The 24785-nt window shown below is 59.3% G+C and carries 21 protein-coding genes; 10 read left to right on the top strand and 11 right to left on the bottom strand.

Annotated elements, in window-relative coordinates:
- Positions 1-643: 643 nt before the first annotated feature.
- Positions 644-2068 (bottom strand): phosphoglucomutase/phosphomannomutase family protein, encoded by a 1425-nt coding sequence (locus HUU60_06520; protein ID NUL82363.1) that lies wholly within the window; start codon positions 2066-2068, stop codon positions 644-646.
- Positions 2069-2083: 15 nt separating this feature from the next.
- On the bottom strand, positions 2084-3610 hold the full coding sequence (locus HUU60_06515; GenBank protein ID NUL82362.1) for a hypothetical protein: 1527 nt from the start codon (positions 3608-3610) through the stop codon (positions 2084-2086).
- 234 nt (positions 3611-3844) lie between these two features.
- Here HUU60_06515 and HUU60_06510 point away from each other — a divergent pair, with 234 nt between their 5' ends.
- Together HUU60_06510 and HUU60_06505 are read left to right on the top strand one after the other, a co-directional pair.
- A complete protein-coding gene (locus tag HUU60_06510) occupies positions 3845-4759 on the top strand; it encodes an RNA polymerase sigma factor RpoD/SigA (protein ID NUL82361.1) in 915 nt (304 codons plus the stop codon).
- Positions 4760-4893: 134 nt separating this feature from the next.
- Positions 4894-5700 carry a prepilin-type N-terminal cleavage/methylation domain-containing protein gene (locus HUU60_06505; protein NUL82360.1) on the top strand — a complete coding sequence of 269 codons (807 nt, stop codon included), beginning with the start codon at positions 4894-4896 and terminating at the stop codon, positions 5698-5700.
- Here HUU60_06505 and HUU60_06500 read toward each other — a convergent pair.
- The 9 genes from HUU60_06500 to HUU60_06460 all read right to left on the bottom strand — a co-directional run bounded on the left by HUU60_06500 (position 5697) and on the right by HUU60_06460 (position 15499).
- Positions 5697-7394, bottom strand: a complete 1698-nt coding sequence (locus HUU60_06500; GenBank protein ID NUL82359.1) for a DUF1957 domain-containing protein — start codon at positions 7392-7394, stop codon at positions 5697-5699. The genes HUU60_06505 and HUU60_06500 overlap by 4 nt on opposite strands.
- Entirely contained in the window at positions 7387-8610 is a 1224-nt protein-coding gene (locus HUU60_06495) for a TIGR00300 family protein (GenBank protein NUL82358.1), read from the bottom strand. Before HUU60_06495 ends, HUU60_06500 begins: the two co-directional genes overlap by 8 nt.
- Before the next feature lie 15 nt (positions 8611-8625).
- Positions 8626-9603 (bottom strand): threonylcarbamoyl-AMP synthase, encoded by a 978-nt coding sequence (locus HUU60_06490; protein ID NUL82357.1) that lies wholly within the window; start codon positions 9601-9603, stop codon positions 8626-8628.
- The gene (locus tag HUU60_06485; protein ID NUL82356.1) at positions 9600-10481 is read right to left on the bottom strand and encodes a polyprenyl synthetase family protein; all 882 of its coding nucleotides are present in this window, start codon (positions 10479-10481) and stop codon (positions 9600-9602) included. The genes HUU60_06490 and HUU60_06485 overlap by 4 nt, the downstream gene beginning before the upstream one ends.
- A complete protein-coding gene (gene folD / locus HUU60_06480) occupies positions 10468-11313 on the bottom strand; it encodes a bifunctional methylenetetrahydrofolate dehydrogenase/methenyltetrahydrofolate cyclohydrolase FolD (GenBank protein ID NUL82355.1) in 846 nt (281 codons plus the stop codon). Before folD ends, HUU60_06485 begins: the two co-directional genes overlap by 14 nt.
- 3 nt (positions 11314-11316) lie before the next feature.
- A complete protein-coding gene (locus tag HUU60_06475; GenBank protein ID NUL82354.1) occupies positions 11317-11577 on the bottom strand; it encodes a hypothetical protein in 261 nt (86 codons plus the stop codon).
- A gap of 4 nt (positions 11578-11581) precedes the next feature.
- The gene (locus tag HUU60_06470) at positions 11582-12514 is read right to left on the bottom strand and encodes a C40 family peptidase (GenBank protein ID NUL82353.1); all 933 of its coding nucleotides are present in this window, start codon (positions 12512-12514) and stop codon (positions 11582-11584) included.
- A gap of 107 nt (positions 12515-12621) precedes the next feature.
- Positions 12622-14121, bottom strand: coding sequence for a M20 family peptidase (locus HUU60_06465; protein ID NUL82352.1), 1500 nt, complete (start codon positions 14119-14121; stop codon positions 12622-12624).
- Position 14122: 1 nt separating this feature from the next.
- On the bottom strand, positions 14123-15499 hold the full coding sequence (locus HUU60_06460; protein NUL82351.1) for a right-handed parallel beta-helix repeat-containing protein: 1377 nt from the start codon (positions 15497-15499) through the stop codon (positions 14123-14125).
- A gap of 96 nt (positions 15500-15595) precedes the next feature.
- Between HUU60_06460 and HUU60_06455 the strand changes: the two genes are divergently transcribed.
- The 8 genes from HUU60_06455 (at position 15596) to rpsO (ending at position 24781) form a co-directional block, all read left to right on the top strand.
- Entirely contained in the window at positions 15596-16909 is a 1314-nt protein-coding gene (locus HUU60_06455; GenBank protein NUL82350.1) for a UDP-glucose/GDP-mannose dehydrogenase family protein, read from the top strand.
- The gene (locus tag HUU60_06450) at positions 16890-18107 is read left to right on the top strand and encodes a glycosyltransferase family 4 protein (protein ID NUL82349.1); all 1218 of its coding nucleotides are present in this window, start codon (positions 16890-16892) and stop codon (positions 18105-18107) included. The genes HUU60_06455 and HUU60_06450 overlap by 20 nt, the downstream gene beginning before the upstream one ends.
- The gene (locus HUU60_06445; GenBank protein ID NUL82348.1) at positions 18104-18880 is read left to right on the top strand and encodes a WecB/TagA/CpsF family glycosyltransferase; all 777 of its coding nucleotides are present in this window, start codon (positions 18104-18106) and stop codon (positions 18878-18880) included. The genes HUU60_06450 and HUU60_06445 overlap by 4 nt, the downstream gene beginning before the upstream one ends.
- Before the next feature lie 25 nt (positions 18881-18905).
- The gene (locus HUU60_06440) at positions 18906-19832 is read left to right on the top strand and encodes an alpha/beta fold hydrolase (GenBank protein ID NUL82347.1); all 927 of its coding nucleotides are present in this window, start codon (positions 18906-18908) and stop codon (positions 19830-19832) included.
- A gap of 4 nt (positions 19833-19836) precedes the next feature.
- The gene (locus tag HUU60_06435) at positions 19837-20898 is read left to right on the top strand and encodes a glucose-1-phosphate thymidylyltransferase (GenBank protein ID NUL82346.1); all 1062 of its coding nucleotides are present in this window, start codon (positions 19837-19839) and stop codon (positions 20896-20898) included.
- A gap of 24 nt (positions 20899-20922) precedes the next feature.
- On the top strand, positions 20923-23355 hold the full coding sequence (locus HUU60_06430; protein ID NUL82345.1) for a DUF1929 domain-containing protein: 2433 nt from the start codon (positions 20923-20925) through the stop codon (positions 23353-23355).
- Positions 23306-24385 carry a cytochrome c gene (locus HUU60_06425; GenBank protein NUL82344.1) on the top strand — a complete coding sequence of 360 codons (1080 nt, stop codon included), beginning with the start codon at positions 23306-23308 and terminating at the stop codon, positions 24383-24385. Before HUU60_06430 ends, HUU60_06425 begins: the two co-directional genes overlap by 50 nt.
- Before the next feature lie 120 nt (positions 24386-24505).
- On the top strand, positions 24506-24781 hold the full coding sequence (gene rpsO, locus HUU60_06420) for a 30S ribosomal protein S15 (GenBank protein NUL82343.1): 276 nt from the start codon (positions 24506-24508) through the stop codon (positions 24779-24781).
- The last annotated feature ends 4 nt before the right edge of the window (positions 24782-24785 follow it).

Genomic DNA, 24785 nt, shown 5'->3' with positions numbered 1-24785 from the left:
CGCCAGCGGGAATCTGACCGGCCCTCTTAGATTCAGTCCCCTCCTTAAACGCGGAGCGTTTGGGGAGGGGATATAGGGGAGGGGCCGCCCGATCGATCGCTTCGGTTGCCTTTTTAGCCGAATGTCGGTCTGTCTCGGATGGTTTGCGCCCCCCCTTCTGTATCTTCCCCCCAAAATCGAAGATTTTGGGGGGAAGAGCGATCTAATCCTTCCGCATCTGCGGGCGCGAAGGGATCGGAACATCGTGCGCGAACGGGAATCTTCGAAAATGTAGCACAAAATTGAGTACGAATCGAACCCTGAACGGGCGAACGGGGCCGGCGGGGACGCCGGCGGTACTTTTCGAGACGGGGCCAGGCGGGGACGCCGGCGGTACTTTTCGAGACGGGGCCGGCGGGGACGCCGGCGGTACTTTTCGAGACGGGGCCAGGCGGGAGGTTCCAACGGCGCAGTTTCGCGCAAAGAGCGCAAAGGGTTGGGATCATTGCACGCCCGTCGTTTGGTGCGGAGGGTCTACCATCGTGCGCCAACGGGAATCTTCGAAAATGTAGCACAAAATTGAGTACGAATCGAGCAGGGAGTTGCCAGGCGGGAGCCTGGCGTTCCGATTGGAGGTCGCCGAGACCTATGAACTGGAAATACGCTAGATCCCGATCAACTCTCGCAGCAGGCGCTCGCCAGCGGCGGCCAGCGCCTCGGCGTCTGCATCGCGCTCCGTTTCCGCATAGACGCGAACCACAGGCTCGGTGCCCGAAGCCCGCATCAACAGCCAGCTTCCGTCGGTCATCAAAAACTTTCGTCCGTCTAGCGCCGACACGCTCTGCACGCTCCAATCGCCGACTGTCGATGGGTTCGCGCCGTTCAGTCGCTCTCGCAGCGCGGGCATCTGGTCTCGCTTAAAGTGCGCGTCGATGCGCCTATAGGCCATTCGACCGGTGATGGCATAGACATCTTCCACCAACTGCGAGAGCGTTTTGCCGCTGACGGCCATCGCCTCCAGAATCAGCATCGCCATCAGGACGCCGTCGCGCTCCAGCATATAGCGCTTGATGCCGATGCCGCCGCTCTCTTCGCCGCCCATCAAGATGTCTTCGTTCAGCATCAGCTCGCAAATAAACTTGAAGCCGATCGGCGTTTCGTGCAGGGTTAGGCCGTAATGCTCGGCCAGGCGGTCGATCAGTCGGCTGACGGAGAAAGTTTTGACCACGCCGCCGCGCCAGCCGCGAACCTCGACCAGATGCCTTAGCACGATGGCGAAGATTCTATGGCTATCCACAAAGTTGCCGTGCTCGTCCACCGCGCCGATCCGGTCCGCATCGCCGTCTACGGCCACTCCTGCCATCGCGCCCGCGTTGCGAACAGCCTCCGATAGAGGCGTTAGATTCTTGGCCGTTGGCTCTGGCCCGGCGCCGCCGAACCAGGGGTTGCGCTCCTCTCTCAATGCGGTTACTTGCGCGCCTGCTTCCCTCAGCAAGGTCGGCAGATAGCCCGCGCCCGATCCGTACATGGCGTCTGTCGCGACGTTCAAGTTGGCCTTGGCGATCGCACCCATATCGACAAACTCGCGCAGGTAGTTTAGATAGGCGGGGACTGGGTCGTGCTCCTGTCCGGCGTCTGCGTTGCCGGGGCGTTCGATCAAGGTCTCGTATTCGGGCGCCAGCCGCTCTAATTCTTGCTCGATGCCCGCCGTAATCTCGGTCAGTGCCGCGCCGCCGTAGTAGGGTTTGAACTTGATGCCATGGAACGCAGCGGGATTGTGCGAGGCGGTGAACATGATCGCGCCTTGCATCTGGTGGGTCAGCATTCCATGCACGGCGGCAGGCGACGAAACGGGCTTAGGCGCTCTTAGGGTTTTGAATCCGTGCGCGCGCAGAACTTCGGCGGCGGCTTCGGCAAACTCCTCGCTTTGGGCTCGGCAGTCGTAGCCGATCATCATTCCGCTGCCGGGCGGACTGGCTTTCTTAATGTAATGGGCGATAGCGTGAGTAACGAAGCGGACGTTGGCCAGAGTAAAGTCGTCGGCGATGATGCCGCGCCAGCCCTCCGTGCCGAATTTGATGCTGGGCATGCGCATGGGCTGAGTCTACCTCCAGCGAGAGGAGAGGATTTTGGATTGGTGCCGATACTTGGCGACGGCGCGGCGCGACACGGAGACGCCCATCTCTTCGAGTTTGATTTTGATCTCTTCGTCGCTCAGGCGTTTTTCGGTTTCTTCGGCCTCGCGGATAATCTGTTCGATCAGCAGGCCCGCCCGCGCCGATTGCTTAAAGAAGACGTCCATGCTGACCGTGGCGCCGCTGGGCAGTTGCATAAACTTGCCTTTGACCGCTCGGCCGATGGTGCTGCGATGCAGACCGACGCGCTCGGCTAAGTCGGACCGGGTGATGGGGCTTATGAACCGGTGGTCGCCCGTCAGGATGAAGTTGTGCTGAGTCTGCAGAATCAGTTGCACGATCCGCTTCATCGTGTCGCGCCGCTTGAGCAATCCCCGCAGAAAAAGCTTTGCCCGGTCGACGTATTCCCGAATGTGGTCCTGATCGCTTTCGGGCAGGCGCGACATGCCTTGTCCGATCATTTTGAACTGCTGAGTGTAGTAGCCGTTTAAGCCGAAAGAATCGGGATCGGGCCCTCTGAAGATGATGTCCAATCCGTTCACCGACGATCGAATAACGACGTCGGGCTCGACGCCGGTCGCGACCGTTCGCCCAACGTTGCCCGAGGATTGCAAAAATTTCTCGCCCGGATAGGGCGCTAGGCCGTGCCGAATGTACTGGTAGGCGCGCTCCACCTGCGGAATGGACAGCTTGAGCTTTCGAGAGATTTTGGCCACCTTCTCCCTTGCAAAGTCGTCCCAACAGAGGGCGATGATCCTTTCTGCGTCCGATATGGTCTCTTTAGAAACGTCCAAATCGCACTCGTTCAGGGCGCTGAGGGCTTGCAAAGCGAGACACTCTTGCAGGCTTCTTGCTCCCACGCCCGCGGGATCGCACGATTGAATGACTTTAAGCGCCTCTTCGGCGAGTTCCAAGGGCGCGTCGCATTGCAGGCAGGCCTCTTCGATATCGATCTGCAGATAGCCGTTGTCGTCAATGGCTTCGATTAGGAACGCAGCAATAGTGTGGAGTTCGGGCCTTAGCTGCGGCATCGTCTGCTGAGCGATGTGCTCGCGCAGAGTAATCGATGAAGCGGGCTCGGATTGCCAAGGCGATTCCTCGCTGTCGGTGTCGATCAGCCGCTCGTGAGTTCTGTCCGGGTCGGAGAAGTAGATGCGCAGGTCGACCTCGTCCGAAGGCGTCTGCGGCGGCGGCGGATCGCTATCGTCGATCGAGCGCTCAAGGGCGGGGTTCTCGTCGATTTCGCGTTCGATCTCGGCTTCCAGTTCGGCCGAGTTGAGCATCAAGAGCCGGCTCAAGAGCATCAGGCTTTGATTGACCTGAGTCTTGACTCTGAGTTCCGGGGCTATCGAGTGATGCGCTCTCATCCGCTTGTTGGGTTCCCTGCCCGCCAAGTTCTCTTTCCACTTTAGGCGGCCAATCGTCGAAATTTGTTTCGACTGGGCGATTTTAGGTTCGATGCCGGGTCTATAGACTCCTGCCTTGCGGCTTGGCACAAAATTTGCTCACAGCCTAAGATGCGATCGCCGGAACGCGATTTACCCTGGCGAAAGCGCTGGTTTTTTTGCAATTGTAGGTAGAAATGCGGATGTCTTCGCGGTTCTCAAAGCAGGAGCCGCGCGTCGTTGAAAGGAACTTGATAGGGTTGTTTGCTGTTCCAAAAGAGAGTAGGGCCCCGCTATGGACGGCGAGCCGTAGGGCTTGATACTGAGCAGGTAGGGGTTAAATCCATGCCTTTTTTTGATGATTTCGATAGAAAGGACGAGTTGGACGAGGAAGAGTGTCACGAGGCGCAATTGGATGTGCCGGAACATCTGAAGGAGAAGCCGGCACAAGAGGAACTGCCCTCGCACCTCCATCGCTTGCTCAAGATTCCGCTGTTGAACGCGGAGCAAGAGGTGGAGATGGCGACTCTGGCTCAGGCCGGCTGCGAGTACGCCCGCACCAGGCTGGTCGAGGCGAATCTGCGCTTGGTCGTCAGCGTGGCCAAGCAGTATCGCCATGGGGGCGTGCCCATCGAGGACCTGATTCAAGAGGGCGTGATCGGCCTCTTGAAAGCGATCGCGCGTTTTGACGTTACCCGCGGCTTTCGATTTAGCACCTACGCCACGCACTGGATTCGACAGTCGGTCATCCGCGCCGTCGATTGCACGGCCAGCGCCATTCGTCTTCCCACCCACGCGGTCGAATCGCTGAGAAAGATCGAGCGGACCAAACAGACGATGACGCGCGGCCTGGGCCGAGAGCCCAAGACGGAAGAACTGGCCGCCCGCCTCAAAATGAGCCGAAAGAAGGTCGAACGGTTGACGCAGATCGCTCGCGAGCCCCTCTCATTGGATCAGGTCGTTAATCCGGACGGCAATCTGACGTTGTTGGCGCTGCTGGAAGATCCGTCGATTAAGGACCCGGAAGAGTTGGCGATCAACCGAGCGTGGCTGGCGGAACTCTCGGCGGCTATCTCGACATTGAGCGAGCGAGAACAGTGGGCCGTACGTCGACGGATCGGGATCGAAGAGCAGGAAGATCCGGAGTGTCAGCCGCTTCAACTCTCGCGAGAGCGGATCAGACAATTGGAAGTGCAGGCGCTGAAGAAGCTGCGCCAGTGGGCTCGAAAGAACCACATGAGCGATTGGCTGGCACGGTAGAATTGCTGGCAGGAACTTTCCCCAGCGCTCGATTGTTTCGTAAGTTTGAATGTAAAAGCAGGAATCGCCGTACGATGCGACGAATCTGAACTTTGCATTTCCGCGATCACACGGGCAGTGGGGAGGAGATCCAAATGAAGACGCGCGGATTTACGTTGATCGAACTTTTAGTCGTGATTGCGATCATTGCCATCTTGGCAGCGATCCTATTCCCAGTTTTTGCCGAAGCTCGAGCGAGCGGTCGGCAGATCGTTTGCCTTAGCAACATGAGCCAGATCGGCAAAGCCAGCATGCTGTACTTGCAGGATTGGGACGATACGTGGTTTTCAACGTCTCAGCCCGACAATACGCCCGGATTTGCGCCTCAACAGATCTGGATAGGCTACGACAACAACAACTATGGCATCACGGGCGGGTTTTACGGCCTCGTCTACGAGCGGGCCACCCGGCGCCCTCGGTCGGGCGCTGTGGATCCTTACATCAAGAACGAGGGCGTCAAACGCTGTCCCAGCATGCCGGACCGGTGGCAGATGGCGCTGGCCTTTAACTGGTTCAACAACGGCTTCAACTACGCGCCTTACTATTCGCGCAATCCGTTGGCTTTCAACAAGGAGTACAGCCCCGCGGCCAAGACGTTCGCTTATGGTCCGAGCGGCATCTATGTGAACACGGGCGCGCCGAACGCCGAGGTCGATCAGCCTGCGCAGACTCTGATCATGTGGGAGCACTTGGCGCGCGTGCCGATGTGCAACTTTTTGCAAGTGTGGGACTGGTACGACAGCCCGCCCAACGATCGGAGCTTGAGGGATCACTTCCACTTCTTGCATCGCGACGGCGCCAACGCGGTCTGGGCGGACGGCCATGCCAAGAGAATGGTCTATGGGGCTCTCAAGCGACCCTACTTTTCGTCCAACAAGAAGATCTATCCCAACTGGGATTAGGACGACCAGGCGTTTAGGTCGATTGGATCGAACACGGGATCGCGCTCTCTGCTTTCGGCAAAGAGCGCGAGCTCCGCTTCTGTCGGTCGCTCGTTCATGAGGACTTTGTCGATCAGGCTGGCGATGCCTTCAAAGCGTCGAAAGTGGTCGTTTATGCGAATCTCCGCGTAATCCCTTGCCGACCAGGTGGTAATCAGAAACGGCCAGTCGGACGATTGCAAGAGCAAAAGCTCTCGCGCTAACTGTTGCAGATAGGGCTGTGCGGCTTCGTTGTTCGCGCATTTCTCCTTCAGGTCGAGGAACTGGGCTTCCGCGCGATAGATTCGCTCCCAGACCCAAGCCGTGTCCTTGTTCAGCCAAACGTAGTGATAGCCGCCTTCGCCCCACGATCCTTCGGGCAGCACGACGCGCTCTTTGGGCGGAAAACGGTCGAGATAGGCGCCGCACGAGACCATCTCGATCTCGGGGTCGTTGGCTATGCGCTTGATGGCTTCGTAAACCCATTCGGGCCCCTCGAACCACCAGTGGCCGAAAAGCTCTGTGTCATACATGGAGACCAGAATGCCGGGCCGGCCGTGCCGATCCCGATGCTTGCGAAGGGTGTCCTTTAGCACGGTTACAAAGTGGTCGGCATGGGATCGAATCTGCTGATAAGCGCGCCACGGTTCGTAGGCTTCTTTGGCGCCCAGGTCGGCTTTGTTGTCGCTGACGCGCCAATATCGAAGTCGGCTGGGCGCGTGCTTTTTGTGAAACTCCAAATAGGCGGCGTCGCCCGGGTAGCCCATATCGCCGCTCCAGACTTGAGCGGTCGTCTCAGGGTCTCGGGCAAAGACGGCGACGGGGCGGTGCGTCTCTCCCGATCCGAACATCAGATAAGGCTGATAGGGATGACGGTCGGGCTGATCCTGAAAGTTTTTGCGAAACTGCTCGTAAAGCTTCATCAGGCCGGGGAAGCGCGCGGCATAGGTGCCGGTCGGCTCGCCGCCGCGCAACAGGTGGGTGTCCACAAAAAAGTAATCGATCTGGCTGTCGGCCAGCGCCATTTCGACGCCTTGCCTCATAGTCGGCTGGATGCCCGGCACGGGCGGCGACCATTCGTAGGCGGGCCGATAGGAGCATTCCGGCAGCCAAAACCCGCGCGCCGAGCGGCCAAAGTTGCGCCGATAGGTCTCTGCGCCAATGCGCGTCTGGGCGAACACGCTCTCGTCCGTGCCTAGCAGGGCCAAGTATCCGTGCGTGGCGGCGCTGGTGATGACCTCGATGAGCCCCGCGTCCTGCATTCGACGAAACTCGCCCAAGATGTCGCGATCTAATCCGTTGATATAGAACTCCATCTGTTGGGCGTAGAACTGCTCCCAAAAATAGGCGATGCCCGCCATCCAGAGCGGACCGTCTTGGCCGAACGCCTTCTGGTCTGCTCGGCTGGCATCGATGTTCTGTCGCAGATAATCGACGAACTCGGCTTTGAAGGCTTCGGACGCCAACTGCTCCTGAAGAATCGGCGTCAGATTAATCGTGTAGTTGGCCGCGATGCCTTCCGATTCCAATCGCCGGGCGGTATCGATGAGCGGCAGATAGGTTTCAACCGCGCTTTCCGTTAGCCAGTCGGTGCCGTGCGGCCATTTGCCGTGCGACATCACATAGGGAATGTGGGAGTGCAGCACCAGCGCAAAGTATCCTAACGGTTCAGCCATTCCATCCGTCCTTAAGGTAGGTCGCCAGCTCCTTCATAAAGAAGTGGCAATCGGTTACAATGCCGACTTGCTGGTGGGTGCCGCGGTCGCTCAGCTTGATCACCGTGTCGGCGTCGGTGTCCACGCAAAATGTTTGCACGGTAGCGGGCAGTATATTGCCAGTCGCGACGGAGTGGAGCGTCGTAGCGACCATCACGGCAACGCCCAGCCCATCGACCTTTGCGCGCATGGCGTCTTGAGCCTCGATCATATCGGTGATCACGTCGGGCAGCGGGCCGTCGTCCCGGATGCTGCCGGCCAGCACGAACTCGACATTGTTCAGCACGCAGGCGCGCATGACGCCGGTCGGAATAATGCCTTGCCTCACCGCTTCCGCAATGCTCCCGGCGCCTCGCACGCGGTTGATCGCCCGCAGGTGATGCTGGTGGCCGTGCGTTACCGGCGATCCGAGATCGAGGTGGACGCCCAGCGAGGTGCCGAACATTGCAGCCTCGATATCGTGCGCGGCTAACGCATTGCCGGCAAACAGCACATCGATCCAGCCCTTGTTGATCAGCTCTTCTAAGAACCCGGCCGCGCCGGTATGGATGATCGCCGGCCCGCCCACCAAGAGAACGCGCTTGCCTTCTTCTTTGGCATTGCGGATCGCTTCGGCCACCCCGCGCACGATCCTCTCCTTGGGCTTTTCGGACGAAACGTCGCTGCCCATGAAGGCGAACACGGTCGTCGGATCGCGCCGTTCGGGCGGCGCAACGCGCAAACCGTCGTGTCCGACCACAAACAGGTCGCCCTTTTTGACCCTCGAAAACGGCGCGCACTCGGCTCGGCGATTGTCGTCGAAAACTCTCACGCCGCAGTCCATCTCCAGCTTCTCGACCTCGATCCATTGGCCGCCTACGCGCGCCCATGTCTCCAAGTTGGTCGTAGAGTAGAAGTCTTCGGGATATACGCCGTCTGCAGGCGCCTCCGCCAGTTTGGCGTCGCCCTTGTAGTAGATCGCGCCGTGCTGGACGGCCTCTTCGAGCGCCTGTTCCAGCAACTCCGGCGACGATGCGCTTACGGAGATTTGGAACCGGCTCGTCTCGTCTCGCTGATGGCCGATGTGGGCATCTTGGATCTCATATTCGCAACCGTAAGAAGTTAGCAGATCGAGAACTTTGGACAGCGTGAGCGAGTCGATAACGTGGCCTTCGAGGTAGATAACTTCTGAGGGCATGGATTGGCCGTGAGTTTACCTGATTGCCTGAGCGCGCTGAAGCCGATCGCGAATCGCAGAGCGCAATCCCCGGCCGTCCGGCAAGGGAACGATGATGACATCGCCATGCAGCGCGTCCGCCTCGCGCAGAGCCGCATACAACCGTTCGGCCAGCCCGGCGTCGTTCTTCCATTCTGCCCATTCGACATGATGCGCCGCGCTCGTTTTGGGCCAATCGGTCGGCCAGATGACAACGACCGTCCGGTCTTTCATCGCCTCTACCTTTGCAGCAAGATCTTCCGGCCAGCCCCTAGCGAGCGCCAGCGGCGTTTGAGTCGAATAGTGCCTGCCAGACGTTCCCGGCGAGCGCGGAGACCCCTGTCGGGCAGTAACAGAACGACCGGTCGCTTCGGCCAGCATCTCGCCGGTGATGGCGCCTTCGCGCAATATGGCGAACTCTCCGTCCGAGATGTCCACAACGGTCGATTCGATGCCGACCGGACACGGACCGCCGTCAAGAACCGCGTCGATAAGCCCGTCCAACTCGTCCAGAACATGCTGGGCGGTGGTCGGGCTTGCAAATCCCGATCGATTGGCGCTGGGAGCGGCGATGGGGCGTCCGGCGCTCTGAATCAAATCTAAAGCGACCCTGTGTGCCGGGATTCGAACGGCGACTGTATCCAACCCTGCGGTCGTCTCGGACGGAACGAGATCGGACTTCTTGACGATGAGCGTTACGGGACCAGGCGCAAACTGCTCCAGAATGCGATAGAAGAGCGGACCGGGCGATTGGACCAAAGGCTCCAACTGCTCCACCGAGGCGCCGTGAACGATCAGCGGGTTGGTCGGCGGGCGCGCCTTGGCTTCGAATATCTTGAGCACGGCCTCGCAATTCAGCGCATCGGCGCCCAATCCATAGACGGTCTCGGTCGGGAAAGCGACTAAGCCGCCTTGTTGGATAATCTCGGCGGCTTGGGGGATATCCTCCATGGCCTTCAGGCGGAGCGTGATCATCGGTCTCTCGTCAAGACGTAATCGACCATTTGGCGCAGGCGGTTGGCGTCCGAATCGAAGTCGCCTATGGCGGTTTTGGCTTTGTTGGCATATTGCGCCGCAGCGCTGCGACTTGCTTCCAATCCAAAAACGCGCGGGTAGGTGAGTTTTGCCCGCTGCTGATCGCTGCCCCGGGCCTTTCCGGTTCGAGACGGGTCGCCGGTCTCGTTCAGGATGTCGTCAACGATCTGGAAACAGTGCCCTAGCGCGGAGCCATACGCCGCTAGACAGTCTCTTTGATGTTGATCGGCCCCGGCTGCCAACGCTCCTGACATGACCGAGGCTTGGATCAAAGCGCCGGTCTTGTGCGTGTGGATGTACTCCAAAGAGGCTTGATCCGGCTCGCCTCCCTCGGCCAAGATGTCCTGCACTTGGCCGCCCACCATGCCCTGTGTGCCGGATGCTCGGGCGATGGTGCGGAGAATCTCCATCGCCGTGGACGGAGGAAGCTGTGCCGGATTGGCCGCCAATATCTCGAAGGCTTGAGCAAGCAGAGCGTCTCCGGCCAAAATCGCGATCGCCTCGCCAAACTGCACATGGCACGTAGGGCGACCGCGCCGCAGTTCGTCGTTGTCCAGCGCAGGCAGGTCGTCGTGGATCAGGCTAAAAGCGTGGATCATCTCGATCGCGCAGGCTGTGGGCATGGCGTCGCTCTCGTGTCCGCCGCAAGCCTCGCATGCAAACAGGCAGAGCAGTGGCCTTAGCCGCTTGCCGCCGTCCAGCGCGCTGTAGCGCATCGCCTCGCTCAATGCCTGCGGCTGATGAACCGGCAAGAGGGAAGAGAGCGCCGAGTCGATCCGCTCGCGCAGAGGCGCTAACGGCTCGTCATGCGGACGCATTTTCAGCCGCCTCGACCGTGTTCTCCAGCAGCATCGCGACGGTCATCGGGCCAACTCCGCCCGGCACGGGCGTTATGTAAGACGCGATCGGCGCGACCGCGTCAAATCGAACGTCGCCCACATCGCCCGACCGATCGGGCAGGCGATTGTATCCCGCGTCCAGCACCGCCGCGCCGGGCTTGACATAGTTCGCGTCGATCATCTCGGCGCGGCCGACCGCGGCGACCAAGATATCGGCCTCCCTCGCGACCTGGGGCAGATCGACCGTTTTGGAATGGCAGATCGTAACCGTCGCGTTACGGTTCAGCAGCATCAGCGCCATCGGCTTGCCCAATATCACGCTGCGACCGATCACCACGGCGCGCTTGCCTTCGATAGCGATCTTATACTCGTCCAACAGGCGGATCATGCCTTTGGGCGTGCAAGGTTCAAATCCCTTGATGCCAGCGGTCAGCGCGCCGAGCGATCCTGGCGAAATGCCGTCTACGTCTTTCTCGACGGGTATCAGCGAGAGCAGCCGCATCTCGTCCAGATGTTTGGGCGCGGGATGCTGAAGCAAGATTCCGTGGACGCTCGGGTCGCGCGCCAACTCCAGCAGACGCTGCTCGGCTTGTCTTTGATCGATCTCGCTGGGCAGCGCGACAACCTTCGATTCCATCTGGACGGACGCGCAGGCTTTGGCTTTCATGCCGACATAGGCATGGGATGCCGGGTCGTCGCCGATCACGATCGCCGCCAGGCAGGGCGCGATCCCTTTCGACCGCAAAGCTTCGACCCTCGGCTTTAGACGGTTTCGAACCTCGCCGGCGATGCGCTTACCGTCCAGAAGCATCGATCAGGCGCACTCCCGGCTGCAGACATATCGAAACGACTCCCGGTCCTCCGATACTTCAATCTCGGCGGGCGCCTTGCATCGCGGGCATACGAGCGGAGAGGTCCTCAAAAGAATATAGGCGCTGCGCCCGTCCATATCGACGTAGACATCGTGCAGCGCCCAATCGTCCGAAAGCAGTTCGTTGGCGGCCTGAAAAGCGCCCACCTCGACAACCTTCTTGACCTTGTGCAGGTCTAAGTCAAATTCGCAATCTGAATCCACGCCCCTATTTTACGCGACGGGCGGTTACAAATCGCGAATTGTAGTAGCCGGAGTTGATGCTGTCCACCCGCACGCGCCCGCGAGCGCTGCTGGCGTGCACAAACTGACCGTTGCCAGAGTAGATGCCCACGTGCGAAACGCCGCGTCCGCGCGTTCTAAAGAACACCAGGTCGCCGGGCTTTAGCTCGCTGCGCTTTACCGGGCGTCCCATCTTGGCCTGTGCGGCCGAACTGTGGGGAAGCCGGATGCCGTATTTGGCATAGACGTAACTGGTGAAGCCGGAGCAGTCAAATCCGCGCGAGGTGCTGCCCCCGTATCGATAGCGGATGCCTTTCAGCCCGTGCGCCGTCGAAAGCACTCCCTTTGCCGATGCGACCTCTGTGCGAGGAGACGGCGAACCGGGAATTGCGCGAGAGGAAGTCGGCCTTGATGCGACAGCCTTCGGCTTAGCCGCGGCTGGCGGCGCAGAAGCCTTGGACAGGTATTTGCCCAGGATCCAGCCGGTCCGGCCATTGGTCAATTGGATTTTCGTCCAATCGCCCGATTTGGCCAGCGCTTTGCCCTTGGCATATTTATCGACGATCGTTACGCGCTTAGAATTCGTATTCGGCGCAGAGCGAACGTTGATGCGGTCTTTGTTCAGTTGGACCCAGCCGGACGCCGGCGCTGCTTTTGTGGCAGTCGTTTTGGCGGTCGCCGTTTTCTTGGTGGCCGCTGCTTTCTTGACGGGCACGGTCAGCGCCATGCCGGGTTTTATGGCGTGGGGGTTGGCTATCTTGTTCGCCTGCAAAAGCTCAGGCAAACGGAGGTGATACTTGTGGGCGATAGTGTACATCGATTCGCCCTCTTTGACTTTGTGAACGATAGGCTTCTGTGCGTATACGCACAACAGGCAGGTTGCGAGCGCCGCGCTCGTCAACCAAAGGCGCTTAATCATAGGGCCCTCCTTGGTTGGCAGTGCGTGCCCCGACGACCTCATATCGCCAAGACGCCCGTAGTATACCCAGGAGAGTCGTCGAAAATCAACCCAACGCTTGTCGGGGGCTATTGGGAGGCGGTTTTCGCCTCGTCTATCGCGGCGTTCTTGATCAACTGATAGTAGAAGCGGATCGCCTCGGCGTAGCTCTCAATGGAAATGCGCTCGTCGATGCCGTGAACGCGCATTAGGTCAGCCCGATTCATGCGGACGGGCATAAACCGATAGATCTGGTCCGTCAACTCTGAGTAGTGTCGAGAATCGGTCTGCGCGACCACTAGCCCCGGGGCTACCAGGGCGCCCGCGATCGTCTCTCTGGCCGTGCGTTCGAGCAATCGGAATTGTGGCGTGCTCGGACTGGAGATCTTGCTCGGCTCGGTCGCGCCGTCCAATTTGGCAATGCGGACTCTCGGATCGTCGATGGTCCCTTTCAGGTAGGCTTCGACCTCTTTCACCGTGTCGCCGGGCAAGATTCTAAAGTTGACCACAGCGCGCGCATGGGTGGCGAGCGAGTTCTCTTTGTCCCCGGCCTGCAAGATCGTCGCGGCCATCGTTGTGCGCACTCCGGCGTTCGACGAGGGTCTGGCCGTCAGTCGTTTGGTCAGCATCGGCGCCGCGAGCCACTGATTGGCGATCGCCGCCCGCTCGATAAAGGGCATCTCCGGCGCCAAACGCTCTAACAGGGCGGCGGTCGCGCCATCGATGCGAGCGGGCATGGGGCTTTCCTCTAATCGCGCGATGGCGCGGGCTGCGCGACCCGCCGCCGTGATGCGCGGGGGCATGCTGCTGTGTCCGCCTCGGCTTTCGGCGGTCAGTTCAAAACTGACATAGCCCTTTTCGGCAATGCCGATCATGGCGACGGGCTGACTGACCCCGGGCACTATGGCCTCGAGCACAGCCGTCCCTTCGTCCAGCACAAACTCTAACTCGACTTTCCGCTGGGCCAACAGTTCCGCGATCTTGGCCGCGCCTTTGATGCCTCCGCGCTCTTCGTCGTGCCCGAACGCGATCAGGATGGTGCGCTGAGGCCGATAGTCGGCCGTCGCCAACAGTTCGATCGCCTGCAGGATCGCCGTAACCGACGCTTTGTCGTCCAACGAACCGCGACCATGGATAAAGCCGCCCTCGATCGTGCCAGAAAAGGGATCGTGCTGCCACCGCTCTGGGCTGACGGGCGGCACAACGTCCAAGTGCGCCGCCAAGAGGATGGGCGCGAGCGTCTTGTCCTTCCCCTTCCATTCATAAAGCAGGCTGTGGCCGCTTATCACTTCTTTGCTCATGACGGCGTGCGCGGTTGGATAGGTCTGCTCCAAATAGGCGCGCAATCTCTGAAAGGCGCTCGCGTTGAACCGAGTTGGATCATCGTGCGTGATCGTTGGAATCTGTATGGCGCCGCTCAGCCTTTTGGCGGCTTGCATCGAATCGAACGCGGGCGGGGCGACCGCGCCGACGGACATCTGACCCTGGTTCAGACCCAAGGTGCGAACGATCATAACCCCCGAAAGCACGATGAGACCTGCGCAGGCGAGCAAGACGACCTTGAACGTCAGCACGATCAGCCGCTTCATGCTACAGATAGCCTCCGGCCGCGCCTGGATTGTTTTTCATGTCGGTCTCTTGGCAGTCCGATTGGCGCAGGTTGACCTCGGCGCCGTGCAGAGCGTTCTGCTCGATGCGCGTGCGATGAGCGCCCAGAAGATCGATCGAGATTCGATTGTCCTGAAATCCATTCTTCATGATTAGGTGATCGGACGGCGGCGGCGCGGGCGGCTGATCGATCAAGGGCCGGATCCCGTGATCCTGCTCGGCCGCAATTCGTATCCCCGTCCCGTTGCGCACGATCTCATTATCGGTTATCTGCCATTCGCGGCTCGTATCGTTATCCGGCGCGGATTGGGAAAACGCCTCTACCCGCTTGCTCCAAATCAAAAGCCCATGGCCGTTGGCATGGATACGGTTGTTGCGAACTTGAAATCGAACTCCGTTCTCGACCGCTATGCCCGCTTGCCGGTTGCCGATCATCTGGTTGCCCTCGATTCTACAATCGCGCGAGAACCCGAGCCAAAAGCCGTAATTGCAGTAATCGGCGCGGTTGTCCCGATAGAGCGCGCCCGTGCAGAAGGTGCCCTCAAACGCGATGTTCGGGCTAAAACTCCCGTCGTTCTCGATAAATTCGTTCGCCTCGCAATCGCACGGGACCCCGTCTGGAGCGAGCCCCGCCATAAAGAACCCGTCGCCGCCGCAACGCGCAAAATTGCCATAAAAGCGATTCCTGGACGAACTCTTGACGATCAAAAAGCCCGTCGCATCGGCGCCCATGTGGCCGTGGCGCGGCCCGCGAGGATGGTATCGGCAGCAAAAGTCGGCGTAGTTGCCCTCAAACTCAGAATCGCTCGTCTCGTAAAGGTGAAAGCCGTAGCCGCTGCAGTAGTTGGCGACATTGCGCTCGACCTTAAGCCTTTGGCAACCGTAAGTCAGCAGGCCGTTCATCTGATGCTGAAGGTCGTTGTCCCGGATCGCGCTGTCGGAGCAGTCGGTAAGGCATATCCCCGCGCCGTAGGCCTGCTCGCTCGGGAGCCAAATATCGAGAAAGTCCGTGTTGGGCGGCAGCTCGGCCGTGCCCGTTATTCGACACGCTTCGATAGTCAGATTTTTGCAACGGGTTGACCGGACGCCGTGCCGATACCCTAGGATTGTGAGCGAACGAATAGAAACGTTGTCGGCGCTTTCGATAGAAAGGCCCGTGCCGGTCTGCTCGGGGCAGATGAGAATCGAGCCGTTGCCGTTAATTGCAGTGTCGGATTGCGCAATGCGGAGGCCGTTGGGCAAATGGTAAACGCCCGGCGCGAGAGTTATCTGCCCGCTCAGTTCCATGCCGTCGGTCGGCGCGATCATGTGCGGATTATATCTGGTATTGGGATGGCCGGGCTGCTCTTCTGGGTTCATTGGTCGTCCGGTATAATCCCGAACAAAGGTTGGGAGAGTTTCTGCGCCCGCCGGCCAATAATGGAATCGGGCGGTTTCAAGGTCGCTGGAGGATTTATGCGCGTTAGCGTTTTCGGGCTAGGATACGTTGGGGCGGTGTCGGCCGCCTGTTTTGCCAAGGGCGGTCATACCGTGGTGGGCGTCGATCCCGATCCGCGCAAGACCGAGCTGATTTCGAGCGGAAAGTCTCCCATCGTCGAAGCCGATTTAGAGCGATACCTTCAAGAAGGCGTCGAATCGGGGCGATTGACCACCACGGGCGACGTGGCGACCGCCGTTAGAGAAACCGACCTCTCCTTGATCTGCGTGGGTACGCCGAGCCGCGAGAACGGCGATCTGAAGACCGATTACATCAAGCGCGTTTGCGAGGAGATCGGCACAGCGCTGAGGGACAAGTCGGATTACCATCTAGTCGTCATCCGCAGCACAATCTTGCCCGGTACAGCGCACAACGTGGCGCTTCCTGCCTTGGAATCGTCCTCCGGCAAGAAGGCGGGCGTCGATTTTGGCCTGGCCGTCAATCCAGAGTTTTTGCGAGAAGGCACCGCGATCGCCGACTTCTATCAGCCGCCGTTTACCGTAATCGGTGCGAGCCGCCGCGAGGACGGCGCGCGCATCGCCGAACTTTACAACGGCGTGGACGCCGCAGTCGAAATTGTGGACATACGCACAGCCGAGATGATCAAGTACTCGTGCAACGCCTACCACGCGCTTAAGATCACCTTTGCCAACGAGATCGGCATGATCTGCAAAGCCGAGGGCATCGACAGCCACGAGGTGATGCGCGTCTTCTGCATGGACGAGAAGTTGAACATCTCTTCTAAGTATCTTCTGCCCGGCTTTGCCTTTGGCGGCTCGTGCCTTCCCAAAGATGTGCGCGCGCTGACATACCGCGCCTTATCAAGAGACGTGGAAACGCCCATGATGACGGCCATGCTGCAAAGCAACAAGGTACAGGTCGAGCGCGTGTTTAAGACGGTGCAGAACATGAACAAGCGGCGCATCGGCCTGTTCGGCCTTTCGTTCAAGCCCGGCACGGACGATCTGCGCGAAAGCCCCTTGGTCGAACTGGCCGAGAAGCTTTATGGCAAGGGCTATCAGTTAAAGATTTACGACGCAAACGTGCACTATGCGTCGCTTTACGGCGCCAATAAAGCATTTATCGATGCCGAGCTTCCGCACCTGGCGACTATCCTCTATAACGACCCGGCGCCGGTGATCGAAGATGCCGAGGTGCTGATTATCGGGCATAGCGACGGCAAGTTAGACAGCATGGCCGATGCCATCCGTCCCGATCAGATTGTTTTGGATTTGGCGCGCTCCTTGAACGGAGAGAAGATTCGGGGAGAGTATGTCGGACTCTACTGGTAAAGGCAGCCTCCTCATCCTGGTTCAGAATCTGCCGCTCCCTCATGACCGCCGCGTCTGGCAAGAATCGCTCGCACTGCGCGATGCGGGCTACACCGTTTCGGTCATTTCGCCGTTGCCGCCCAATGTCAACCATGAGTACGAACTTCTGGAGGGCATCCACCTCTATCGCTATCCGCCTCCGCCTGTAACGCTCACGAAACTGGACTTTTTCAAGGAGTTCTACTACTGCTGGCAGCAGACTCGACGGCTGGTCAAGCGCGTTTGGCGCGAACGCAAGTTCGATGCGATCCAGACCTGCAATCCGCCCGACACTTTCTGGCTGATTGCAAAAATGTATAAGTTTCGAGGCGTAAAGTTTGTCTTTGATCAGCATGATCTCTGCCCCGAGGTGTACGAGGCAAAGTACGGCAAGAAAGGCCTCCTCCATAAGGCGCTGCTATGGCTGGAAAAGATGACCTATCGAACGGCAGACCGTGTGATCGCGACCAATGAATCGTATCGACGCGTGGCGAACCAAAGGGGGAAGGCGCCCCTAGAGAGGATCGCCATCGTTCGAAGCGGACCGTCCAAAGCCGCGTTCGTTCCGTGCGCGCCTAAGCCCGAATTGAAGCGCGGGTTCGACTTCCTCGGCGTCTACTTGGGCGTCATGGGGCCTCAGGACGGTGTCGACTATCTCATTCGGGCGATCAAGATTCTGGTTCACGATATAGGCTACAAGCGTGCGGGGTTTGCGCTCATCGGCAAAGGCGATGAGTTGGAGAACCTGAAAGCGCTATCCGATGAACTCAACCTTGGCGAGTTTGTCAAGTTCACCGGCCGCATCAGCGACGAGGAGCTGATCGAGTACTTCTCGACCGCCGACGTTGGCCTGGCTCCCGACCCTCCAAACCCGCTCAACAACGTCTCGACCATGAACAAGATTATCGAATACATGGCGATCGGTCTGCCGATCGTCTCGTTCGACCTTCAGGAGTCTCGCTATTCCGCTCAAGAGGCCGCCGTCTATGTGCCGGGCAGCGATGAGCGCAAGTTTGCCGAGGCGATACGAGATTTGATGGAAGACGAGCCAAAGAGAAGAGAAATGTCCCAGTTTGGCCGCAAACGCTTTGAGGAAGTTTTGAGTTGGGAGCACAACTGGCCCAACCTCGTAAGGCTTTATGACGACCTGCTCGGCCATGGCTCTGCACAAGGAAAATGACCTGCCCTGCCGACTTGCCTGCCGCCGACATCTTAGGCGTTTTGGTGCGCCGGGTTTCGTTCGAAGAGACGATCGTGCTTTGCCAGCAAGCCATCGAAGAGGACGATAAGTTGCAGATTACGACGTGCAACTTAGACTTTTTGCAAAAAGCAAGGGCGAACCGCGATTACCAAGAACTTCTCAATCGGACGCTCAACGTTGCTGACGGCGTGCCGCTTATATGGGCATCAAAACTACTCAAACAGCCGTTGCCCGGTCGCGTCAACGGCACGGACATTCTGGAGCGCCTTTGCCAAATGGCGGCAGATAAGGGTTGGCGCGTCTACCTCTTGGGCGCAATGCCCGATGTGAACCAAGCGGCGCGAGATCGGTTGACAGAGCGCTATCCCGGCCTCCAAATCTATGGACACGGCCCTCAGATCGAGTTAACCGATGACGAAGCCAACCGTGCGATCGCTACGGAGGTCGCAAAGGCCAAGCCGGACATCTTGTTCGTCGCTTTGGGCGCGCCGCGGCAAGATTTCTGGATCGATCGGTATCAAGCGCTCACCGGCGCCAAGGTTGCTATGGGTTGCGGCGGCGCGCTGGACATCGTTTCGGGCCTGTACAAGAGGGCGCCGCTATGGATGCAGCGCAACGGATTGGAGTGGCTCTATCGGCTTACCCAGCAGCCCGGCTATCTGTGGAAGCGGTACCTGAGCCAGGCGGTCTTCTTCTTCCGAGTGCTCCTTCAATCGCTGAGCCTCAGAAGGAGAAGCCGAGATACGCATTGAATCGTAAGGAAAAGGAGGCCGCACCATGCATCGTCCGCTCTTATCGTTTGTAATCGTCTGGTCGCTCTTTCTAACCGGATGCGCCCAACCGTCAGGCCATAAGTTCGCTGCGACAGAACTTTTCGCCTACGACCGCGAATTGGCGCTCAAGCCGGATGTGAAAGAGGCCGAATCGACCGCTGGCTACAAGTCGTACTTGGTTACCTATCGCTCGGCTCGGGACAATCGCGTGCCCGGCTATCTCGTTCTGCCGAACGGCAAAGAGGGCGAGAAGCTGCCTTGCATCATCCTTATGCATGGGTTGGGCGGCAACAAAACGATGTTCAAGGCCATGTGGCCGATGCTGACGGCGCAGGGGTACGCGCTCTTTGCTATCGATGCGGCCAATCATGGCGACCGGAAAGGACCCGATACCGAGGCGATCTTTGGCGTCAACGCCTACTATTCGCGCGATGCCTTGGCCCAAACCGTAGTCGATCTCCGCCGCGCGGTCGATTATCTCGAATCGCGTCCCGACATCGATCCAAATCGAATCGGCTACATCGGCGCCAGCATGGGCGGCATCTTGGGCGCGATCTTTGCAGGGGTCGAGCCCAGAGTCAAAGCGCCCGTGCTTTTGGTCGCAGGCGGAAACTACAAGGTCTTGATGGAAAAGAGCGTCCTTTCGCCCTTGAGAGCGATAGAAGGCCAGAACGATCGAGTCGCACAGGCGCTCAAGGCGATGGACGCGGTCGATCCTGTGCATTATGTGGGAATGATTTCGCCTCGTCCGGTGTTGTTTATCAATGGCGATGCCGACGACGTAGTGCCGCCCGACTCGAACCGCGCCCTGCACGAAGCGGCCAGGGAGCCGAAAGAGATCGTTTGGTACAAGGGCGGCCACATCCCCCCGCCAACGATGTTGGTCAAGGTAACGGAGTGGTTGAACAAGCACGTTAAAGGCTCGCAATGATCGAATGAAGGCGCTTATACTCTCGGGCGGCAAAGGCACGCGCCTTAGGCCGATCACCCACAGCATGGCCAAGCAGTTGGTGCCCGTGGCCAACAAGCCGACGCTTTTTTACGGCTTGGAGGCGATGCGCGATGCGGGCGTCAGAGAGGTCGGCATCATTGTGGGCGACACGGCCGACGAGATCAAGCGCGCAGTGGACGACGGCTCGCAATGGGGATTGTGCGTTACCTACATTCATCAGCCTCAGCCATTGGGCCTCGCGCACGCCGTGCTGACAGCAGAGCCCTATTTGCAAGGCTCGCCGTTCGTCATGTACCTGGGAGACAACATCGTCAAGCACGGCGTTACCGAGTTCGTACAAGAGTTCGAACGGGCGCGGCCCAACGCTCTGATACTGCTGGCAAAGGTGCCGAATCCGCAAGACTTTGGCGTGGCAGAGCTGAGCGGCGACCAGGTTGTGCGGTTGATCGAAAAGCCCGCGCAACCCAAATCCGACTTGGCGCTGGTGGGCGTCTACCTGTTCGATTCGACCATCTTTCAGGCGGCGCGCGCCATCTCGCCGTCGGCCCGGGGCGAACTGGAGATCACCGACGCCATCCAATGGCTGATCGACAATGGCAAACAGGTCAACGCCAAGCAGGTAACAGGCTGGTGGAAGGACACCGGCAGCCTTGAGGCGCTCTTAGAGGCCAACCGACTGACCCTCGAAGACGCCGAGCCGCTTAACGAAGGCCAGGTTGTAAACTCTCAATTGAGCGGTCGGGTTATTGTCGAAAGAGGCGCCCAGATCACCGATTGCGTCATTCGCGGTCCGGTCTGCATCGGCGCCGATTCTGTGCTTCAAGGCGCGTTCGTCGGTCCGTTCACCGCCATTGGCCGCCGATGCCGTCTGATCAACGCGGAGATCGAGTTCAGCATCGTCTTGGACGACAGCCATCTCGAGAACCTCTCTGCGCGGATCGAGAACTCGCTCATCGGTCAGGGCGTCCAAGTAAAGGGAGGCTCTCGACCCTCAAGGACTTTACAGTTAATGCTGGGCGATCACAGCGCGATCACATTTCCGTAGTACACTATTACATGGAGGATGGATATGAACAGGGGAGCATTCGTAGCCCTATTAGGAATCTGTACAGCGTTCGCAGCCGCGCAAGAGACCAATTTTGTTCACGGGTCGGTGGAGATGCCGACTTCGACCTATGAGCCGACGCGCCCGCATGTGCGCTGGCGACAGGATCACAACCTGGGAAGTTGGCTGAACAACGCCCTTTTGCGCGAACCAGGCTATCCGTGGGACGGACCATCGCAACTAGCGCCGCCCGAGTGGATGAACCGGGACGTTTTTGGCATTCATGCCACGCTGCTGCCTCGCCCGATGACCGACGTGGACGGTAGCGTACTGCCGCGAGGGACGGTCATACTGTGGGGCCGAGGACAGTTCTTTGTATCGAATCCCGGCCCCGAAGAGAAGTTCGTCAACTGGTGCTCCTACATGCTTTGGAACCCTGCGGAGCATCCCAATCCTGCCCTCCGAGAGCGATTCAAATATGGCCGAGTGCGATTCCGCACCGACCCATTGCCCAACGGCGACAAGACCGATCGGCTTCACCAGGGCAACCTCTTCTGTTCGGGACACACGCTGTTGGAGGATGGCAGATTGTTCGTTGCGGGCGGCCACTATCCCAATACCAGCCTAAGGGCGGGCAGTACTCGATTCGAAGGGATCAAGGCTGCTTACATCTTCGATCTTCAGGGCCTCAATTGGAACACCGATCCGTTCGGTTGGAGCGGCATTTTGGGCGATCCTGGCGTTACCGGCTATGTGGGAATGGCCGAACCGCGCTGGTATCCGACTTGCTTAACGCTGCCCGATGGCAGGGTTCTAATCGTGGGCGGCGTCATATTCGACTCTTCCGGCTACACGCAGACTTATGAAGTGTTCGATCCGTATCATGGTCCGGACGGCCTGTTGACGGCCTATTCGCTGAAGTCTCTCAAAGATTGCCCCGACACCTTTTCCGACCGAATGCGCCGGCTTGGCAACTTCTATCCGCGCTTGCACACGGTTACCTATCCCGATCTGTTTGGCAATCTGACAGGCTCGATCGTCTACACCGGACCCGACGTGCCCACTCACCGTATGGATCCTTACAAAGTCGAGGAGGGCTTCGATTGCGTTCGGGGCACGCACGACAAGCGGGTCTATCGGTTCTACGGTTCCAGCGTGCTGTTGCCCCGCGTTGATAAACTGAACCCTCAGAATGCGGTCGAGCAATCGTTGCCCACGGTCGTAACTTTGGGAGGCAGCGCGCAAGCGACCTGCTCTACCTGGGCGACGGCCGAGATTTTGGAGTATCACCACGATAGGCTCAAGTATTATCGCGTACCCGAGATGGATCAGGCTCGCCAACACATCAACGCGGTGTTGCTGCCCAACAGCGAGATGTTCGTCTTTGGCGGCCAAAAGAAATCCAATGACTTTAACTGCAAATACGAGGTGAGCGACATCGCCCTAACCTCGCTCTCGCTGACTCCCGACCCAGTTTTCGGTTGGTATCGCTCGAAATGGGAGCCGCGTCGCAGCATGGATTCGCAAGATCGAGACGCGAATCTGACCGTCGATGGCGCCCGCACTTACCATTCATCGGGATTGTTGCTGCCCGATGGATCGGTGCTGATGACGGGCACCAACCTGACCTCTCGACCGATCATGAACAACACCTATCCGGCCATCTACAAGCCGCCCTACTTTTACAAGCCGGACAACACCCTGAGAAGCGCGAACGAGCGACCCCGCATCCTGTCGATCAATCCGTCGGAAGAGCTGGACTATGGCCAGATCGTCTCGATGAGCGCCGCATTGCCCTCGGCCGATTGGCAAATTCAGTCCGTCTCGCTCATGCGTCCGGGCAGCGCCACGCACGCATGGGACAACGAGCAGCGAATGATCCGGCTGAAATACGAAGCGGAGCATCTGGGCAACGGGCGGTACAGCCTGCAGGTTACCGCGCCCTTCGATCCGCTGATCGCGCCGCCCGGCTGGTACATGGTCTTTTTGACGGCCTACGCGCCGGATGCCGGAGGCATGGTCGTGCCGTCCGTTGCTGGATGGATTCAGGTAAAGCGCCAGACGGGCGACCTGATGACCTTGTCGATAGACGGCGCGATCGAAGGGGCGAGTTACGAAGTTGAAGTCGCTTCCTGTGAAGGCAGCGCGGCGCCTAGGCGATATACGGCTAATGCGACCGCGGTCGCGGGTGGACGGGCAGAGATCGCGCTAAAACCGACCATAGACGAGCCCCGATTCGAGGTCCGTGTCAAGGCGCTCAATGGGCTGCTGACAGGAAGCGCGGAGGCCGTTCGGCGCCATGCATCGGTTAGGCTGTCGCTTCGACCTGGCAGTGCGGCCGAGTGGGTTTTGCGCTGGAATCTAAACGACCCAGCGACCGACCTAAACAGGGATGGCAAGGTGAGCGATGACGATTTGGCGCTGGCCATGGCGGCGTTCCAATCTTCGTCCGATTAGGCTTATCGCCGTCGCCTGCGTTTGGTCGTTTGGGTTTGCTTCGACCATCGCGCCGACCTATCTGGCCGACGTGAGGCCGATACTGGCCAAGAACTGCTCGCCCTGCCACGCGCCCGGCAGCGTCGCGCCCTTCGCCTTGAGAACGTACGAAGATGCCTTTCGTTGGCGCACGGAGATCGCCGCTTATGCCGCTCGGCGCGCGATGCCGCCCATCAATGCGGAGGGTGGTCCGTTCGACGGCGTTGCGGGCTTGCGACTGACCGATCACGAGATCAAGGCCTTGCAAGATTGGGCGCTATCCGGCGCGCCTAAAGGCGAAGGCGACGACAGGCCGATCCCTACGCTGACCGCTGAGCGATGGACCGTCGGGCATCCCGACATTGTGCTGAAGGCGGGCGTCGGGGAAACGGTCGGCGCAACGGGCGAGGAGGCGGTGAGGACTTATCGGCTGCCGTTCGGCAGGGAGATCTATATCCGTTCGGTCGATGTCTTGCCTTCAGCGCCCAAATCGGCGCACCACTTGCAGCTGTTTTGGCGCAAGGGGGCAGATCAGGGATTCGTCGGCGCATGGACTTCTGGGTTTGGACCGATGGCCCTGGGGGCAGGGGTCGCGGTTCGCGCGCCTCGGGGCTCGGAGTTGGTCGCGCGGGTTCAGTATCTGAGAACGGGGCGCGAGGAAGATGCCGAGATTGCGATCGGGCTGGTTGCCGATCAAAACCGACCCATCGCTTCGCCCAAGACGCTCTTTTTGGGGTCTGGTTCTCGTCTTATCGCCGATTCGTGCGTCTTGGTCATGGCATTGCCGGTCGATGGGAAGGCGGGCCAGCCGTATCGTCTCTCTGCGCGACATCTCAGCGGTCAGACCGAGACGCTCGTTAGTCTTATGGAGTGGAATCCCAAGTGGACGGAGACCTTCCACTTCCAACGCCCGCGCTACTTGGCGAAAGGCTCCGTGGTTGCGTCGTCGTCTCCGGTCCATCTGCTGACCTTCGACCTGGAATCTTGGTATAGGTTAAGGGAGTTGCACTAATCAGGTATACTCCCCATCAAGCGGGGATAGCGGTGCCGTTGTGTCAAGGCTCTATTGGAGCTTTGCCAAAACGGCAACGACCAGACCTCGCGATAGACGATAAGCGAGGAGGTTCAGCGCATGCCGTTGAGCTTGGAACAAAAAGAGAGCATCATTAGCGAGTACAAGACGCACGAATCCGACACCGGTTCGCCCGATGTTCAAATCGCGCTCATGTCGGCTCGGATCGCTTACCTGACCGAACATCTGAAAGCCCATAAGCAGGATCACCATTCCCGCCGAGGGCTCTTGCAACTGGTCGGTCAGCGAAAACGATTGCTCAACTATCTTGCCAAGCGCGACATCCAGAGATACCGCCAACTGGTGGAAAGGCTCGGCATTCGCAGCCGACTCTAAGAAA

Source organism: Armatimonadota bacterium, from assembly GCA_013359125.1.
Classification (GTDB): Bacteria; Armatimonadota; Fimbriimonadia; order Fimbriimonadales; family GBS-DC; genus JABWCR01.
The sequence above is the reverse complement of the archived record's forward strand: the minus strand, read 5'-3'. Positions and strand labels throughout refer to the sequence as shown.